Annotated in this window: 16 protein-coding genes; 10 read left to right on the forward strand and 6 right to left on the reverse strand. The window is 71.4% G+C overall.

Translation table 11 applies throughout. The annotated features are described in order from the left end of the window. The first annotated feature begins 124 nt into the window (after positions 1–124). The 3 genes from ACFVIU_RS10695 to ACFVIU_RS10705 all read left to right on the forward strand — a co-directional run bounded on the left by ACFVIU_RS10695 (position 125) and on the right by ACFVIU_RS10705 (position 3,504). A complete protein-coding gene (locus ACFVIU_RS10695) occupies positions 125–1,168 on the forward strand; it encodes a ribonuclease BN (RefSeq protein ID WP_385841905.1) in 1,044 nt (347 codons plus the stop codon). Between the two features lie 129 nt (positions 1,169–1,297). After that, positions 1,298–1,579 (forward strand): hypothetical protein, encoded by a 282-nt coding sequence (locus ACFVIU_RS10700; protein WP_385841906.1) that lies wholly within the window; start codon positions 1,298–1,300, stop codon positions 1,577–1,579. Between the two features lie 101 nt (positions 1,580–1,680). Continuing rightward, positions 1,681–3,504, forward strand: coding sequence for a phosphatidylglycerol lysyltransferase domain-containing protein (locus ACFVIU_RS10705; protein WP_385841907.1), 1,824 nt, complete (start codon positions 1,681–1,683; stop codon positions 3,502–3,504). 47 nt (positions 3,505–3,551) lie between these two features. On the opposite strand, the gene ACFVIU_RS10710 is transcribed toward ACFVIU_RS10705, so the two are convergent. The 4 genes from ACFVIU_RS10710 to ACFVIU_RS10725 form a co-directional block, all read right to left on the reverse strand. Further along, entirely contained in the window at positions 3,552–4,172 is a 621-nt protein-coding gene (locus tag ACFVIU_RS10710) for a hypothetical protein (RefSeq protein WP_385841908.1), read from the reverse strand. Positions 4,173–4,345: 173 nt separating this feature from the next. Beyond that, the gene (locus ACFVIU_RS10715) at positions 4,346–5,770 is read right to left on the reverse strand and encodes an ATP-binding protein (RefSeq protein ID WP_385842203.1); all 1,425 of its coding nucleotides are present in this window, start codon (positions 5,768–5,770) and stop codon (positions 4,346–4,348) included. Positions 5,771–5,788: 18 nt separating this feature from the next. Next, positions 5,789–6,520 (reverse strand): response regulator transcription factor, encoded by a 732-nt coding sequence (locus ACFVIU_RS10720; RefSeq protein ID WP_385841909.1) that lies wholly within the window; start codon positions 6,518–6,520, stop codon positions 5,789–5,791. 144 nt (positions 6,521–6,664) lie between these two features. After that, a complete protein-coding gene (locus ACFVIU_RS10725; protein WP_385841910.1) occupies positions 6,665–7,144 on the reverse strand; it encodes a hypothetical protein in 480 nt (159 codons plus the stop codon). Positions 7,145–7,271: 127 nt separating this feature from the next. On the opposite strand from ACFVIU_RS10725, the gene ACFVIU_RS10730 reads away from it, so the two are divergent. The 4 genes from ACFVIU_RS10730 to ACFVIU_RS10745 all read left to right on the forward strand — a co-directional run bounded on the left by ACFVIU_RS10730 (position 7,272) and on the right by ACFVIU_RS10745 (position 9,585). After that, complete coding sequence (locus tag ACFVIU_RS10730; protein ID WP_385841911.1) at positions 7,272–7,610, forward strand: YnfA family protein; 339 nt, start codon at positions 7,272–7,274, stop codon at positions 7,608–7,610. A 59-nt stretch (positions 7,611–7,669) separates the two neighbouring features. After that, entirely contained in the window at positions 7,670–8,431 is a 762-nt protein-coding gene (locus ACFVIU_RS10735; protein ID WP_385841912.1) for an SDR family NAD(P)-dependent oxidoreductase, read from the forward strand. Beyond that, the gene (locus ACFVIU_RS10740) at positions 8,431–8,598 is read left to right on the forward strand and encodes a hypothetical protein (protein WP_385841914.1); all 168 of its coding nucleotides are present in this window, start codon (positions 8,431–8,433) and stop codon (positions 8,596–8,598) included. Before ACFVIU_RS10735 ends, ACFVIU_RS10740 begins: the two co-directional genes overlap by 1 nt. A 186-nt stretch (positions 8,599–8,784) precedes the next feature. After that, positions 8,785–9,585 (forward strand): LAGLIDADG family homing endonuclease, encoded by an 801-nt coding sequence (locus ACFVIU_RS10745; RefSeq protein ID WP_385841915.1) that lies wholly within the window; start codon positions 8,785–8,787, stop codon positions 9,583–9,585. A gap of 44 nt (positions 9,586–9,629) precedes the next feature. Here ACFVIU_RS10745 and ACFVIU_RS10750 read toward each other — a convergent pair whose 3' ends face one another. Beyond that, a complete protein-coding gene (locus tag ACFVIU_RS10750) occupies positions 9,630–10,823 on the reverse strand; it encodes an RtcB family protein (RefSeq protein WP_385841916.1) in 1,194 nt (397 codons plus the stop codon). 214 nt (positions 10,824–11,037) lie between these two features. Between ACFVIU_RS10750 and ACFVIU_RS10755 the strand changes: the two genes are divergently transcribed. The 3 genes from ACFVIU_RS10755 (at position 11,038) to ACFVIU_RS10765 (ending at position 14,454) form a co-directional block, all read left to right on the forward strand. Next, positions 11,038–11,943 (forward strand): DUF3558 domain-containing protein, encoded by a 906-nt coding sequence (locus ACFVIU_RS10755; protein ID WP_385841918.1) that lies wholly within the window; start codon positions 11,038–11,040, stop codon positions 11,941–11,943. A 124-nt stretch (positions 11,944–12,067) separates the two neighbouring features. Further along, positions 12,068–12,979 carry a DUF3558 family protein gene (locus tag ACFVIU_RS10760; RefSeq protein WP_385841919.1) on the forward strand — a complete coding sequence of 304 codons (912 nt, stop codon included), beginning with the start codon at positions 12,068–12,070 and terminating at the stop codon, positions 12,977–12,979. A 140-nt stretch (positions 12,980–13,119) separates the two neighbouring features. Next, complete coding sequence (locus ACFVIU_RS10765; RefSeq protein WP_385841920.1) at positions 13,120–14,454, forward strand: DUF2637 domain-containing protein; 1,335 nt, start codon at positions 13,120–13,122, stop codon at positions 14,452–14,454. Positions 14,455–14,535: 81 nt separating this feature from the next. Here ACFVIU_RS10765 and lysS read toward each other — a convergent pair whose 3' ends face one another. Next, on the reverse strand, positions 14,536–16,275 hold the full coding sequence (lysS, locus tag ACFVIU_RS10770; RefSeq protein ID WP_385841921.1) for a lysine--tRNA ligase: 1,740 nt from the start codon (positions 16,273–16,275) through the stop codon (positions 14,536–14,538). Positions 16,276–16,350: the final 75 nt, after the last annotated feature.

Below are 16,350 nucleotides of genomic sequence, written 5' to 3' on the forward strand. Positions count from 1 at the left end.
CCTGCGCGGATCACCCGTCACGGGTGACCCGGGGGTGTGCGGTGCGCGGAAGGCTGGTGGTGTGCGGGTGCCGCCGCGTCGCGTCGGCGGTCCGATGGCCGGCCGTGTCACGCGAGGAGGAGCCATGACTTTCGCGTGGTCCCGGTCCGCACACCGGGCCCGAACCTCCGACCGGCGGGACGGCGGCACGCGCACGCCGCCGGTCGCCGCCCGCCGGGGCGGCAGAGCGGCGTCCGCGTACCGGGGCCGGGCGAGGCGACGGGTCACGGCGTGGGGGCGGACGGTGGACGTCGGCCGGCTGCTGCCGGTGCTGTCGGCGGTCAACGTCGTGGAGGGCGCGATGCGGCTGGCGGCCCAGTCGTTCCTCGCGGTCCTGCCGCTGCTGATGACGGTCGCGGCCTTCGCCCCGCGCGGTGTGCAGGACCTGATGATGGACTCGCTGTCGGCCCTCCTGGGGGTACGCGGGGACACGCTGGCGGAGGTACAGCACACCTTCCAGGCCACCGGTACACCACGGCAGACCGCAGGAGCCCTGGGTGTGCTGTTCGCGCTCCTCTCGGCCACCGCCTTCACCCGCGCCCTTCAGGCGGTGTGCGAACGCTGCTGGTCGCTGCCCCGGGCCCCGGTGGGGGCGGCGGCCTGGCGCTGGATCGTCTGGCTGGTCGTCTGGGTCGGCGTCCTGCTCTTCCAGGCTCCGCTGCGCAGCGGGTTCGGCACCGGCGTGGTCGTGGGGCTGGTGCTGTCCCTGCTGTCCTCGGTCCTGCTGTGGTGGTGGACGCAGCATCTGCTGCTGGGCGGTCGGATCGGCTGGCGCGAGCTGGCGCCGGGGGCGCTGCTGGCAGGGCTGGGGAGTGTGGCGCTGAGCAGGTTCGGCGGGCTGCTGATGCCCACGGCCATGCAGCGCAGCCTCGAGGAGTTCGGCCCGCTGGGGCCGGTCTTCACCTTCCTGTCCTGGCTCATCGCGGTCTTCGTGGTCATCGTGTCGGGTCTTGTCATCGGCCGGTGGATCGCGGGCTCCGCCTGGTTCGCCACGCTTCAACTGCCTCGGGTGAGGCCGTCCGGAAGGCCGTTCAGGAGGCCGTTCAGGAGGCCGACAAGCAGACCCTCCGGCACGGATGTCAGTCCGGCCGGCGCCGGTCCGCCGGGCCCGCCGCCGCGAACGCCGTGATCGGCCGGGTGACCGCCTTCCCGCCGCACCGCCGCCGCCAGCGCGCCGTGCGCGGCGGCCTCCCCCCGCCCTCCGTAGGGTAGTTTTCCCAACCGCCAACGGTCAGACGTCTGTTCAACGGGGGACACGATGCAGGACACGGAAACGGAAACGAGCCCGGCGCCGGCCACGCACGTACGCGGGCTGGCGCCGACGCTGGCCCTGCTGGTCGGCAGTCTGCTCGTCGCCGCGGTCGGCGTGTACGAGCTGTGCGGCTTCGGTCTGCACAGCCTCGCCCGGCGCCCGCACCTGTTCAGCGACGGGCTCGCCACCGGCGGGGTGATCGTCGCCGCGGTGGCGGCCGGCGCCGCCGCGGGCAATCTGGCCTGGTGTCTGGCGACGGCCCGCCGCGACGCCGACCGGACCGGCTGATATCACATATGGGATGACATGACTCGGGAAGGACCGGGTAAGAGCCGCTGCCGGTACTCTCCTTCCGTCCCCATCCCTTTTCTCCAAGGTGACCAGTCACCATGCCCGCACAGCAGTCGACCCTGCCGTCCCCGCACGTTCCCGCTCAACGCGGTCAGCGCCGCGAGTTCCCGCTGCCCACGCCCAGCCCCCGGCTGCGCGCGGCGGCGGCCTCGGCCACTGTGTGGTACCTGCGGCTGATCGCCCTGTTCAACATCGTCGCCGTGATCTCGCTGCCGTTCCGCAAGGAAGTGCAGGAACACAACGACGGCACCCTCTTCACCGCCCGGCACGTCCACGCGCACACCCACCACACCGGCCAGTTCTTCACCCCCTACCTGGCCACCGCGGGCCTGGCCTCGGCCGCGGCGGCGATCTTCCTGGCGCTGGTGATGCGGCGCGGCAAGCGCGCCGCCTGGGTGGTCAACCTGCTGCTGGCCGCGCCCCTGTTCGTGCTCTACGTCCTCGCGCTCACCCAGCACCCGTTCCGCGACCACGCCTTCAACTGGGTCTCCACCGCTCTCACCGGCCTCTTCGTGCTCGCGCTGCTGATCGGCCGGCGCGAGTTCAACGCCGTCGGCGACCCCTCCAACATCAAGCTGGCGCTGGCCGTCGGCGTCGGCGGTTCCGTGGTGACCGGCGGACTCGGCACCCTGCTGGTGCACGCCACCAACAAGCTGCCGGGCGCCTCCCTGTACGAGGAGCTGGCCTACACCCTGCTGCGCGGCATCAGCGTCGGCCCGCTCGCCGACCGGGTCGACTCCGTGCACGCCCCTCGCTGGGTCGACATCGTCATCAACCTGTTGCTCGCCGGCCTGTTCTGCCTCGCCCTGTACGCCTGCTTCCGCTCCCCGCGCGGCCGCCGGCTGCTCACCCCGGAGGACGAGGAGAAGCTGCGCGCCCTGCTCGACAAGCACGGCGCCCGTGACTCCCTCGGCTACTTCGCGCTCCGCCGCGACAAGGCCGTCATCTTCTCCCCCACCGGCAAGGCGGCGATCACCTACCGCGTCGTCGGCGCCGTCTCCCTCGCCTCCGGCGACCCGCTCGGCGACCCCGAGGCCTGGCCCGGCGCGATCGAGGCCTGGCTCGCGGAGGCCCGCCGGCACGCCTGGATCCCGGCGGTCATGGGCGCCGGCGAGGAGGCCGGGACGGTCTACGCCCGGCACGGTCTGGACGCCCTCGAACTCGGCGACGAGGCGATCGTGGAGATCGCCGACTTCACCCTGGAGGGCCGCGCCATGCGTGTGGTCCGCCAGGCCCACAACCGGGTCAAGCGGGCCGGCTACACCGTCCGCGTCCGGCGCCACGAGGACATCCCCGAGGAGGAGATGGCCCTTCTCGTCGACCGCGCCGACAGCTGGCGCGACGGAGCCACCGAACGCGGCTTCTCCATGGCCCTCGGCCGGCTCGGCGACCCCTCGGACGGCCGCTGCGTGATGCTGGAGTGCCTGGACGGGGACGGCGAACCGCGCGCCGTGCTCAGCTTCGTCCCGTGGGGCGAGCGCGGCCTCTCCCTGGACCTGATGCGCCGCGACCGCAACAGCGAGAACGGCCTGATGGAGTACATGGTGGTCGAACTCCTCCTCCAGGCGAAGGACTTGGGTGTCGAGCGGGTCTCCCTCAACTTCGCGATGTTCCGCTCGGTCTTCGAGCGCGGCGCCCGCCTCGGCGCCGGCCCGGTGCTGCGGCTGTGGCGCTCGATCCTCACCTTCTTCTCCCGCTGGTGGCAGATCGAGTCCCTGTACCGCGCCAACGCCAAGTACCGCCCGGTGTGGGAGCCCCGCTTCCTGCTGTTCGCCAAGACCAGCGACATCCCCCGCATCGGCCTGGCGAGCGCGCAGGCGGAGGGCTTCCTCACCCTGCCGAGGCTGCGCGGAAGGTCGTAGCGGAAGTTCGTAGCGGAAGGTCGTAGCCGAGGAGGGAAGGGGCGGGCCTACTGCGCGGCCGAGGGCGCCAGATCGGGCAGGGACACGGACCTCGCCGCGTCGTCCGGGTAGTAGGCCTGCCCGCCCGAGCCGTCCCACCCGGGGTCGTAGGCGCAGGGCGCGGTGGCACCGCCCGTGAAGTACCCGCGGTCCGGGTACCAGTCGAAGGACATCCGCTCGTCGCCGCCGTCCTTCTGGACGTACAGCGACCAGTCGCCCGGGCGGCCGTCCTTCCCGCCCTCGTGGTACGACGTGACCTCCCAGCCCTCGTCCACCAGCCGCCGGTGCAGCCGGCGCAGCCCGGGCACCGCCCGGCTCGCCGGCACCTTGTCCAGCGCCCACTCGTGGGACATCCGGTAGGCGCCGTCGACCGTCTTGTCCTCCAGCCCGAAGGTCCCGCCGTCGTAGCAGTAGTCGGCGCCGAGGGTGTTCTCCGGGCCGACCCCGACGCGCTCCACGCCGGGCCGTACGGTCCGGGTGAAGCCCAGGACGTCGTACGCCTCCTGGCTGTGCTTCAGGACCCGGTCCGCCATCTCCTGCGGCGCCACCCGCGCGAAGTCCGTCGAACCCGCCGACTGCCCCGCGAGCACGGCGCATACGACGAGTACGGCGATCAGCGCGACCCCCACGCACCCGAGGCACCCCCACCCGGCCGCACGGGCGAAGGAGGCGGCGGACGCCGCACTCGGAACAATCTCAGCGGTCTCAGGGGTCTCAGGAGTCTCAGCGGTCTCTTCGGGCATGCCCGGCACGCTAGAACGCCCGGCCCCTCCCCCGGATGGGCGCCGGTACCCGCCGGAGCCTAGGTACGGGTACTCAACCCGGTCGCGCCCGCCATGCCGCCCACCGTGAAACCGATCCCCGCGCCGCCGCCCTCCCGGCAGTACGCGAAGGGCGCCCCGCCGTGCGCCAGCGCCACCTCGCGGACGATGGACAGGCCGAGACCCGAACCGGGCAGGGAACGGGCGTCCGCGGCCCGGTAGAAGCGGTCGAAGATACGGATCAGATCCGCCTCCGCGATCCCCGGCCCCCGGTCCAGCACCTCCACCCGCACGGTGCCCGCACGCGCCGGCCCGGTGACGCTGACCTCGATCGGCGCGCTGCCGCCCCGGTCGAACTTGGCCGCGTTCTCCACCAGGTTGGACAGCGCCCGCTGAAGCATCCCGGGCCGCCCGTCCGTCGTCGTGTCACCGCTCGTACGCAGCACGATCTGCCGCCCGGTACGGCGCACCGCCAGCCCCACCACCTCCTCCGCGATGTCGGCGAGGTCCAGCCGCTGCGGCGGCTCGGTGTCGGACTGCCCGGCGGCGAGATCGACCAGCTCGTTGACCAGGTCGGTCAGCTCGCGGGCCTCCTGGCCGAGATCGGCGACCAGCTCCTCGCGGGCCGCGGGCGGAAGCTCGTCGATGCGCCGCAGCAGGGAGATGTTGGTCCGCAGGGAGGTCAGCGGGGTGCGCAGCTCGTGGCCCGCGTCCTGCACCAGACGGCGCTGGTCCTCCTCCGACTGGGCGAGCCGGCCCAGCATCCGGTCGAAGGCACGGCCGAGCCGGCCCACCTCGTCCAGCCCGGCCACCGGCACCTCGATGCCCAGCCGGCGGGTGCGGGCGACGTCCTCGGCGGCGGAGGTGAGGACCACCAGCCGCCGGGTGATCCGCCGGGCCAGCCACCAGCCGAACAGACCGGCGCCCACCACCACGGCCGCCATCAGGATCAGCGTCCGCTGCTGGAGCGCCTTCAGCAGATCCTCGGTGTCGCTGAACTCCTGCGCGACCTGCACCGCGCCCCGCCCGTCCCCGAGCGAGACGGTGGCGATCCGGAACAGGTCCGCGTCCACCCGGACGTCCTTGTGCTCCACCACCCGCCCCGCCGACCGGGCCAGCGCCATGGCCTTGTCCCGGGAGGTGACGGGCAGCACCGGATTGCCGTGGTCCACGATCTGGCCCTGCGCGCCCAGCACCTGGACATCGGTGCGGGCCGGACGGACCAGGTCGTGCCCCGGGCGGGACGAGGAGAAGTCCTCCGGGACCATCTCGTGCTGCCGCACCTCGTCCCGGACGTCCTGCACCACCTGCGTGAACACCGACTGCTGGTCGACCCGGACCAGACGGGCGGCCGAGCCGTACGACAGGATGCCGGTCAGGATCGTCACGGCGGCGGTGACGGCCGCGAACGAGACCGCGAAGGTGGTGCGCAGCGAGACCAGCTTGGGCCGGCGCCGGGCCAGCATCCGGCGCAGGCGCCGCACTCAGTCCTCCCGCAGCACGTAACCCACGCCCCGCACGGTGTGGATCAGCTGCGGAGCACCCGGCTCGTCCAGCTTGCGGCGCAGATAGCCCACGTAGACGGCGAGGTTCTTGGAGCCGGGACCGAAGTCGTAGCCCCAGATGCGGTCGTAGATGGTGGAGTGGTCCAGCACGATCCCGGCGTTGCGGACCAGCAGCTCCAGCAGCTCGAACTCGGTACGGGTCAGCTCCAGCTCGCGCTTGCCGCGCCACGCCCGGCGGGCCTGGAGATCCATGCGCAGCCCGGCGGCCTCGATCTGCCGGTCCGAGACCTGCGCCTCCCGGCCGCCCGCGGCCCCCTCGGAGGTGCCGGCGGCGACGGCCACCGGGGTGGTCCGGCGCAGCAGCGCGCGCAGCCGGGCGAAGACCTCCTCCACATCGAAGGGCTTGACGACGTAGTCGTCCGCGCCCGCGTCCAGACCCGCGATCCGGTCGGCGGTCTCCACGAGGGCGGTGAGCATCAGGATCGGTGTGCGGTCCCCCTCGGCGCGCAGCACCCGGCAGACCTGGAGGCCGTCGATGCCCGGCATCATCACGTCGAGCACCAGGACGTCCGGCGGCGTCTTGTGGGCCTGTGCCAGTGCTTCCACACCGTCGGCGACCGCCGTCACCTCGTACCCCTCCAGGGTCAGGGCACGCTTCAGGGCATGACGGATGGCACGGTCGTCTTCGGCGAGCAGCACAGTCTGGGGCACCCTCCCAGTCTGCCAAGCCCAGCGCGGATTCGGCCGGGGCGGGCGGGCCTACGATCACCCTTTTTACCGGCCTCTCACCGTCACAGGGGCAACCCGGACCGGGGCCCCTGCCGTCCTCTCACCCCGGGTCTTCCGGTCCGCGCCTCAGAAGGCGTACGTGTCGCCCGTGTCCAGCACCAGGACCGTCAGCCGGTCGTTCGTACGGTCCTTGTCCACGGCGCCGCCGCCCCACGCGGTGTCGACCTCCAGGGTCACCTCCGAAGGCTGCTCCCGCAGCCGTACCGGCACCCGCAGCTGCTCCCCCACCGCGCCCGCCGCCAGCGCGCCCGTGCCGCACACCACCGTCCGCTCGTCCTCCCGGGCGCACCGGGCCGGCAGCTGCTGCCGGTCGGCCGGCGGCACCGACCAGCGCAGCCGTACCGTCGCGTCGGGGACCGCGGCGGGCCCGTTGTTGCGCGGGGTCAGCCGCACCTCCACCTGGTCGCCGTCCATCACCGCCGTGCCGTGCAGGGCGAGATCCGCCTCCGGCACCGGCGCCGGGGCGGCCACGGCGGTCCCCGCCGCTCCCGGCACCACAAGGACGGCACCGCACACCACCGCCGGCCCCCACGCTCTGATCCGCACGCCGCTCACCCTCACCATCACCTTCGCCCTGGGCCACTGGTCCCCGTACGTAGGACGTATGCCACGCCCGCCGGCGGCCAGGCGCCCTCCAACAGGTGACAGCACCCGCCCGTGCGAAGCTGCCCGCATGCCGATCCTCCGCTCCGCCGCCCTGTTCGTCGTCGCCGCGCTCTTCGAGATCGGCGGCGCCTGGCTGGTCTGGCAGGGCGTGCGGGAGCACCGGGGCTGGCTCTGGGCGGCCGGCGGGGTCCTCGCGCTCGGCGCCTACGGCTTCGTCGCCACCTTCCAGCCGGACGCCCACTTCGGCCGCATCCTGGCCGCGTACGGCGGGATCTTCGTGGCCGGGTCGATCCTGTGGGGTGTCGTCGCCGACGGCTACCGCCCGGACCGCTTCGACATCGCCGGGGCGCTGATCTGCCTCGCCGGGATGGCCGTGATCATGTGGGCGCCGCGGAACGGCGGCTGAGGCTCACTTAGGCTAAACGGGACCGCGCCCCGCCGAAAGGCCGTACCGAGGAGCTGCCCATGGCCCCCGCCTCCCGCATTGCCGTCGTCACCGGTGCGAGCAGCGGCATCGGCGCCGCGACGGCCCGCGCACTGGCCGAGGCCGGTCACCGCGTGGTCCTCACCGCCCGCCGCAAGGACCGCATCGAGGCGCTGGCGGAGGAGCTGACCCGGGCCGGACACTCGGCGGTGGCCTACCAGCTGGACGTCACCGACCGCGCGGCGGTGGACGAGTTCGCCACCGCGTTCCAGACGATCGGCGTCCTGGTCAACAACGCGGGCGGCGCGCTGGGCGCGGACCCGGTGGCCACCGGGGACCCGGCGGACTGGCGGACGATGTACGAGACGAACGTCATCGGCACCCTGAACATCACCCAGGCGCTGCTGCCCAAGCTGGTCGCGAGCGGCGACGGAGTGGTCGTGGTCGTCTCCTCCACGGCCGGGCACGGCACCTACGAGGGCGGCGGGGGCTATGTCGCCGCCAAGCACGGCGCCCATGTCCTCGCCGAGACCCTGCGCCTGGAGATCGTCGGCCAGCCGGTCCGGGTGATCGAGATCGCGCCCGGCATGGTGAAGACGGAGGAGTTCGCCCTGACCCGCTTCGGCGGCGACCGGGAGCGGGCGGAGAAGGTCTACCAGGGCGTGACCGAGCCGCTCACCGCGGAGGACGTGGCGGAGACGATCACCTGGGCGGTGACCCGCCCCAGCCACGTCAACGTCGACCTCCTCGTCCTGCGCCCCCGCGCCCAGGCCTCGAACACCAAGGTGCACCGGGAGCTGTGATGCCCGACCCGGCCGAGCCCCCCGCCGCACCCGACACCCTGGAACAGCGCCGCCTGGCCCAGGAGACCAGGGACGAACGCAAGGTCTGGTACTTCCTGGGCTACTTCCTCTTCGGCATCCACATCGTGGCGTTCGTGATGATCTACGCGGTCCGGCACGGGCACTGAGCCAGAGGTAACCCACAAGGGCGAACATCGCCGATCACCTGATCGCTGTGCGAACATCCGCCCTAGGCTCGCAGCCGCACGATCAATGAGACGGCCCTCGGCAGGGCTGCATCCCCGCCGAAGGCCTGACCATCATGGAAGTGGAGGCTTCCTGTGGCTGATTGCGAGCCTAACGCCCACCGGTTCATGGACCTCACGGTGCCCGAGTACGCGTACATGTTCGGCTTCCTGCAAGCGGACGGGCATCTGCAACCGGGCGCCGGACAGAAGGGCAGACTGAGTGTCGAACTCGGCGCCCGGGATGTCGACTTGCTGCGGAAATTCCAGCAACTGACGCCCTACAACAGCAGCATCACCGAGCGCACCCGCTCGACCAACTTCGCCAAGTCCCACACCTCGGCGACCTGGACGCTCTGTTCCCTCGAAGCCAGGACCAGGCTCAACGAGCTTGGCCTGCCTTACGGCCGCAAGTCGAAGACGATCGCGCCGCCGAACACCGACTGCTCCCGCCGCGACTATCTCCGAGGCCTGATCGACGCCGACGGGTCGGTCGGCTTCACCAGCAAAGGCGTCCCCTTCGTCTCGCTGACGACGGCCAGCAGCGCCATCGCATTCTGGGTGCGCGACTACAGCAAGGGCGTGACGGGAGCCGAGCGCAGCCTGAAGCGCAACGCCCGCGACGGCATCTACAACATCCTCTACACGATGGAGGCGGCCCAGCGCCTGGCCGCCGACCTGTACTACCCCGGGTGCCTGTCCCTGGATCGCAAACGGGCGTCCGCCGACTCGCTCTCGGCCTGGACACGTCCCGCCGAGATGAGGGCAGAGCACACAAGGCGCCGCTGGACCGAGACCGAAGACCGGATCCTGCTGAAGCTCAACAGTCCGATGGCCGCGGCGGACGCGCTCGGCAGAACCCTCCAGAGCTGCAATCTCCGCCTCTGGCGGCTGCGTACCGGTCAAGTCCCCGTTCCTGGAGACCAGTGACCATGTGACCGAGGTCCCCGGCATCTGCCGGGGACCTTCCATCGTCAGCCCTTCACGCAGACGACCTGCTTCAGTTTGGCCACCACCTGGACGAGGTCCCGCTGCTGGTCGATGACCTGGTCGATCGACTTGTAGGCGCCCGGGATCTCGTCCACCACGCCGGAGTCCTTGCGGCACTCCACGCCCCGGGTCTGCTCCTCCAGGTCCCGGGTCGTGAAGCGCCGCTTGGCCGCGTTGCGGCTCATCCGGCGGCCCGCGCCGTGCGAGGCCGAGTTGAAGGACTTCTCGTTGCCGAGGCCCTTCACGATGTACGAGCCGGTGCCCATCGAGCCCGGGATGATGCCGTAGTCGCCGGAGCCGGCCCGGATCGCGCCCTTGCGGGTGACCAGCAGGTCCATGCCGTCGTAGCGCTCCTCCGCCACATAGTTGTGGTGGCAGGAGATCTCCGGCTCGAAGACCGGCTTGGCCTTCTTGAACTCCTTGCGGATCACGTCCTTCAGCAGCGCCATCATGAGCGTGCGGTTGTACTTGGCGTACTCCTGCGCCCAGAACAGGTCGTTGCGGTAGGCCGCCATCTGCGGGGTGTCCGCAACGAAGACCGCGAGGTCACGGTCGACCAGGCCCTGGTTGTGGGGGAGCTTCTGGGCCACGCCGATGTGGTGCTCGGCGAGTTCCTTGCCGATGTTCCGGGAACCGGAGTGCAGCATCAGCCACACCGAACCGGAGGAATCAACACAAAGTTCAACAAAATGATTGCCCTGGCCAAGGGTTCCCATCTGAGTGATCGCCCGCTCCCGCCGGAACTTGACCGCGTCGGCGACCCCCTCGAACCGCCCCCAGAAGTCGTCCCATCCGGCGGTCGACAGGCCATGGAAGTCGCCCGGCTCGACGGGGTCCCGATGTACACCCCGGCCCACCGGAATCGCCTGCTCGATCCTCGACCGCAGTCGCGACAGGTCGCCCGGCAGGTCGTTCGCCGTCAGGGAGGTCTTCACCGCCGACATTCCGCAGCCGATGTCCACGCCGACCGCCGCCGGGCACACCGCGCCCTGCATCGCGATGACCGAGCCGACCGTCGCGCCCTTTCCGTAGTGCACGTCCGGCATCACGGCCAGGCCCTTGATCCAGGGCAGGGTGGCCACGTTCTGGAGCTGGCGCAGGGCCACGTCCTCCACCGTCGCCGGGTCGGTCCACATGCGGATCGGGACCTTCGCGCCGGGCATCTCGACGTACGACATAGCTTCCTCATTCCCCCGGAAACAACAACAAAATGACTTAGCAGCAACAAAGAGAACATGCGGAACGAACAGTGAGGAAAGGGACACTGGACCGGCGTCCGCGGCAGCGCGTGCGATACACATTGTCTCCAGGGGGCGCCCCGCTTCGGCAAGCGATTAACCAGCGGGGACACTGGAGCAGCAGAGCGATCGACCCGTCGAGAGGAGCCCGTCCGTGCAGCGGAAGGCGTATGTAACCGGCACCGCCGCCCTCCTCGCGGCGCTGCTGGCCGGCTGCACGAGCGGCTCGGGGAGCGACGGCTCGACCGACGACGCCAACCCCGGCGACACGGGCGCGAGCGCCGCCGCCCAGCCCGGCCGGTACCGCACCCTCCCGGAGCCCTGCGGGGCCGTCGGGCACGACACCCTCGACGCGCTGCTGCCCGGCATCCGGCAGATCACCGACCCCCAGCAGCAGGACAAGGCGTACCAGGGCGAGGCCGCGCTCACCTACGACACCGACCGCAAGGTGGGCTGCCGTTGGAAGGTGGAGTCCGCCGACGCCACCGACCGGCTCTCGGTCGACCTGGAGCGCGTGGTGTCGTACGACAACACGGTCAGCGACGACGACGAGGCCGAGCAGCTCTTCCAGCAGCGGGAGACGGGCGCCCACCTGCCGGAGCCGAAGAGCGGCGGCCCGGAGAGCGGTGGCACGGAGAGCGGGGGTACGGAGAGCAGCAGCCCGGAGAGCAGCAGCAGCGGCTCGCCGACGAGCGCGGCGAAGAAGAGCGGTGCGTCCGCGTCGCCGGGTTCCTCCGCTTCCGGGGCCGCCGCGAGCCCCCCGGCGTCCCCCTCCCCGTCCCCGTCTTCCTCCGGCGCGTCGCCCTCCGACACCGCCGATCTCCAGCCGCGCACCCTCTCCGATCTCGGTGACGAGGCGTATATCGACGACCAGCTGTCCGCCTCCGGTTCGACGGCCGAACAGCGGACCGTGACTGTGGTGTTCCGCACGTCCAATGTCGTCGTCACCATCGAGTACGAGGAGCAGCCGACGGCGCTCGGGACGGTCCCGGACAGCAAGGAAATGCAGGACAGGGCCCGGAATCTGGCGGCTCGGCTGGATGACGCGCTCGGCGGGTGACGGCCGTCGGGGCCGCGCCGGCCCGCGCGTGCAAAGCGCGGGAACGGAATCCGCGCGGCTGCCTCACCGCGTACCGTGGCCCCCGCAGGAACCCGCACGAACACCCGCACGAACACCGAGCGTCATGAGTGAAGGAACCATGCAGCGAGCAGCCCAGCGAGACGACCGTGCCCCGCGAGACCGGCGAACCAGGCGCCTGAGCCGCGCTCTTGTCTGCGCGGCCGCCGTTCCGGCGATGCTGATCACCGCCGCCTGCTCGTCGGACTCGGGCGACTCCAAGGCGAAGAGCGGCGGCGGCAGCAGCTCCGCCCAGCCGTCCACGGGGAGCAGCACGCCCTCGGCGAGCGCGTCGCCGTCGGTGGCGCCGGCCGCGTATCTCAAGCTTCCCGACCCGTGCGGGGTGTTGTCGAAGGACACCCTCGGCGATCTGGTGCCGAACGGCGTGAAGTCCGGCAAGAAGGGCAGTTCGGACGATCCGTCGTCGCGTGCCTCCTGCGCCTGGAACAGCCTGGACAACAACGGCGTCAAGGGCTCGCAGTTCCGCTGGCTCAACGTCTCGCTGCTGCGCTTCGACTCGGACGCCACGCGCGGTCCGGCCGACGCGCAGGCGCACACGTACTACACCAAGCAGGTCCGGGACGCCCAGGCGGTGGACGGCGCGAAGGGCGCGAAGGCCGAGCCGGTGTCCGGTGCGGGCGCGGAGGCGACGGCCGTGCACTACGACCTGAAGAAGAAGGAAGGTCTGTTCAAGCAGCAGACCGTCGTGGCCCGGGTGGAGAACGTCGTCGTCACCGTCGACTACAACGGCGCCGGTCTCGCGGGCGACAAGACGCCGGACGCGGCCGATCTGACGAAGGCGGCGGAGAAGGCGCTCAAGGAGGCGGTGGCGGCGGTGACGGCCGCCAACAAGGGGGGTGCGGGGTCGGGTTCGTCGTCCTCACCGTCCGCGTCGTCCTCGCCGTCCGCGTCGAAGTCCCCCTCGAAGTCGGCGTCGAAGTCGCCCTCGGCGTCCGCCGCCGCGGCCAAGAAGGACTGAAGTAAGAACTGGAGAAGGACCGAAGCGGAAGCTTTAAGTCCTGACCGGCGCGGCGTTCCCCGCGCACGTGTGCCACTCTGTTGCGCGCAAGAACACGCAAGGGGAGGGGAGTACGAGTGGCCGCGCCGCAGCTGACTCGGATGCACCGCGTTCTCATCGGTGTGGTCGTGACCGGTGCCCTGATCATCGCCGGTATCGGCTTCGCCGGTTCGTACGCGGCCGTCCGCGCTCTGGCCCTCAAGAAGGGCTTCGGGAACTTCTCGTATGTGTTCCCGGTCGGTATCGACGCGGGCATCTGTGTGCTGCTCGCCCTGGATCTGCTGCTGACCTGGATCCGCATCCCCTTCCCGCTGCTGCGCCAGACGGCCTGGCTGCTGACGGCGGCGACGATCGCGTTCAACGGCGCCGCCGCCTGGCCGGACCCGCTGGGTGTGGGGATGCACGCGGTGATCCCGGTACTGTTCGTGGTCGCCGTGGAGGCGGCCCGGCATGCGATCGGCCGGATCGCCGACATCACGGCCGACAAGCACATGGAGGGCGTCCGGCTCACCCGCTGGCTGCTGTCGCCGGTGCCGACGTTCCTGCTGTGGCGCCGGATGAAGCTGTGGGAGCTGCGCTCCTACGACCAGGTGATCAAGCTGGAGCAGGAACGTCTCGTCTACCAGGCGCGGCTGCGTTCCCGCTTCGGCCGGGCGTGGCGCCGTAAGGCTCCGGTGGAGTCGCTGATGCCGCTGCGGCTGGCCCGGTACGGCGTTCCGCTGGCGGAGACGGCCCCGGCGGGGCTGGCCGCGGCGGGGATCGAGCCGGATCTGATCCCGGTGGCGCCCGCGTCCGCCCGTGCGGTGGAGGCGGCGCCGGAGCGGCCGGCCGTGGCCGCGGGCGGCGGGCGTGCCGCACAGCCGGTGCCCGCGGGCGGCCGGGGCGCGCAGGCGGTGTCCGGGCCTGCCTCCGGGCGGGAGGCGCCCGCCGCCGAGCAGCGGCTGCGGCTGCCGCAGCAGCGCGCGGCCGAGCCGGAGCCCCCGGTGGACGAGGAGAGTCCCTGGTTCCAGGCGCCGCGGGAGATCGAGTACCACGGCGGCTACGACCCCACCTACGACCCGATGATGCAGGAGCCTCAGTACGCCCCCGAGGAGCAGTACGAGGAGTGGTACGAGGAGCAGGCGCCGGAGGCCTTCCAGCAGCCCGGCCCGGAGGAGACCGGCAGCTTCCCGATCCCGGTCACCCCGCAGCGCACCCGTGAACTGGGCGAGGGCGGCGGTACCCCGGAGCCCGAGGCCGCGCAGGAGCCGACCGAGGACGACTACTACCAGGTGTTCCGGCAGTCGATCGACGGCAGCTACCCCACGCCCCGGACGCTCGGGGACAACATCCAGGCGACCTACGGGACGACCCTGTCCCCCGGTGCCCTGAAGGCCCTGGTCAACCGTTTCCAGCAGCGGCATGAAGCGGAGATGGAGGACGAGCACATCGCCTGAGCCTCCAGGCGCGATGCGGCAAACGGAAGGCGCCCGGTGCTCCCTGAGCACCGGGCGCCTTCGTCGCCTTGAGCGGGCGGGTTACTCGCCGAGCAGGCGGCGCACCCGGTCCTGGCCGACGGCCAGCAGCAGGGTGGGCAGGCGCGGGCCGGTGTCGCGGCCGACGAGCAGGTGGTAGAGCAGCGCGAAGAAGGTCCGCTGGGCGGTCTTGATCTCCGGCGGCAGCTCCTTCGGGGTCGCGTCGGCCGGGAAGCCGGCCTGGACCTTCGGCACGCCGTAGACGAGGTGGGTCAGCCCGTCCAGGGACCAGTGCTCGGCGAGGCCGTCGAGCAGCAGCCGTACGGACTGCTGGGAGGCCTCGTCGAGGGACTTCAGCAGCTCGGCGTCGGGCTCCTCGCGGACGATGGTGCGCTGGTCGGCGGGGACGTGGGTGTTGATCCACGCCTCGGCGCGGTCGTAGCGCGGCCGGACCTCGTCCAGGGTGGCCAGCGGCTGCTCCGGGTCCAGCTCGGAGAGGATGCGCAGCGCCTGGTCCTCGTGTCCGGCGGTGATGTCGGCGACGGACGCGAGGGTGCGGTACGGCAGCGGGCGCGGGGTCTTCGGCAGGTCACCGGCGGCCGTGCCCACGGCGCGGGTGTAGGCGGCGACGTCGGCCGGGAGGGCGGAGCCGTCGGCCACCTTGGCGACCAGCTTGTCCCACTCGTCGTAGAGCCGCTGGATCTCCTGGTCGAAGGCGATCTTGAAGGACTGGTTGGGCTTGCGGCGGGCGTAGAGCCAGCGCAGCAGCTGCGGCTCCATGATCTTCAGCGCGTCCGCCGGGATGGGGACGCCGCCGCGGGAGGACGACATCTTGGCCATGCCGGAGATGCCGACGAAGGCGTACATCGGGCCGATGGGCTGCGCGCCGCCGAAGATCGGGGCGATCTGGCCGCCGACCTGGAAGCTGGAGCCCGGCGAGGAGTGGTCGACGCCGCTCGGCTCGAAGATCACGCCCTCGTACGCCCAGCGCATCGGCCAGTCGACCTTCCAGACCAGCTTGCCGCGGTTGAACTCGCTGAGCCGGACGGTCTCGGCGAAGCCGCACGCGGTGCAGGTGTACGACAGCTCGGTGGTGTCGTCGTCGTAGGAGGTGACGGTCGTCAGGTCCTTGCCGCAGCCGCCGCAGTACGGCTTGTACGGGAAGTACCCGGCGGAGCCGGAGCTGCCGTCGTCCTCGGAGGCGGCGCCGGAGCCCTCCTCGGCCTCCAGCTCGGCCTCGTCCACGGCCTTCTGCTGCTTCTTCGCGGCCTTGGGCTTGGTGCGGTACTGGTCGAGGATCGCGTCGATGTCACCGCGGTGCTTCATGGCGTGCAGGATCTGCTCGCGGTAGGCGCCGGAGGTGTACTGCTCGGTCTGGCTGATGCCGTCGAACTCCACGCCGAGCTGGGCCAGCGACTCGGCCATCGCGGCCTTGAAGTGCTCGGCCCAGTTCGGGTACGGCGACCCCTTCGGCGCCGGGACCGAGGTCAGCGGCTTGCCGATGTGCTCGGCCCAGGACTCGTCGATGCCCGCGACGCCGGCCGGGACCTTGCGGTAGCGGTCGTAGTCGTCCCACGAGATCAGGTGCCGGACCTGGTAGCCGCGGCGGCGGATCTCGTCGGCGACGAAGTGCGGGGTCATGACCTCGCGGAGGTTGCCCAGGTGGATGGGTCCGGAGGGGGAGAGGCCGGACGCGACGACGACCGGTTTGCCCGGGGCCCGGCGCTCCGACTCTTCGATGACCTCATCCGCGAAACGGGAGACCCAGTCGGTGGTCTCGGTGCTCTGAGCCACGATCGGCACGTCCTTCTTTCTGAACGGGTGACACCCCATTGTCACAGACGCACGCGCGCACGGAAAAACGGCTTTACCCGTCAT

The sequence above is a fragment of the Streptomyces sp. NPDC127190 genome, assembly GCF_042672505.1.
In the GTDB taxonomy this organism is placed as follows: domain Bacteria; phylum Actinomycetota; class Actinomycetes; order Streptomycetales; family Streptomycetaceae; genus Streptomyces.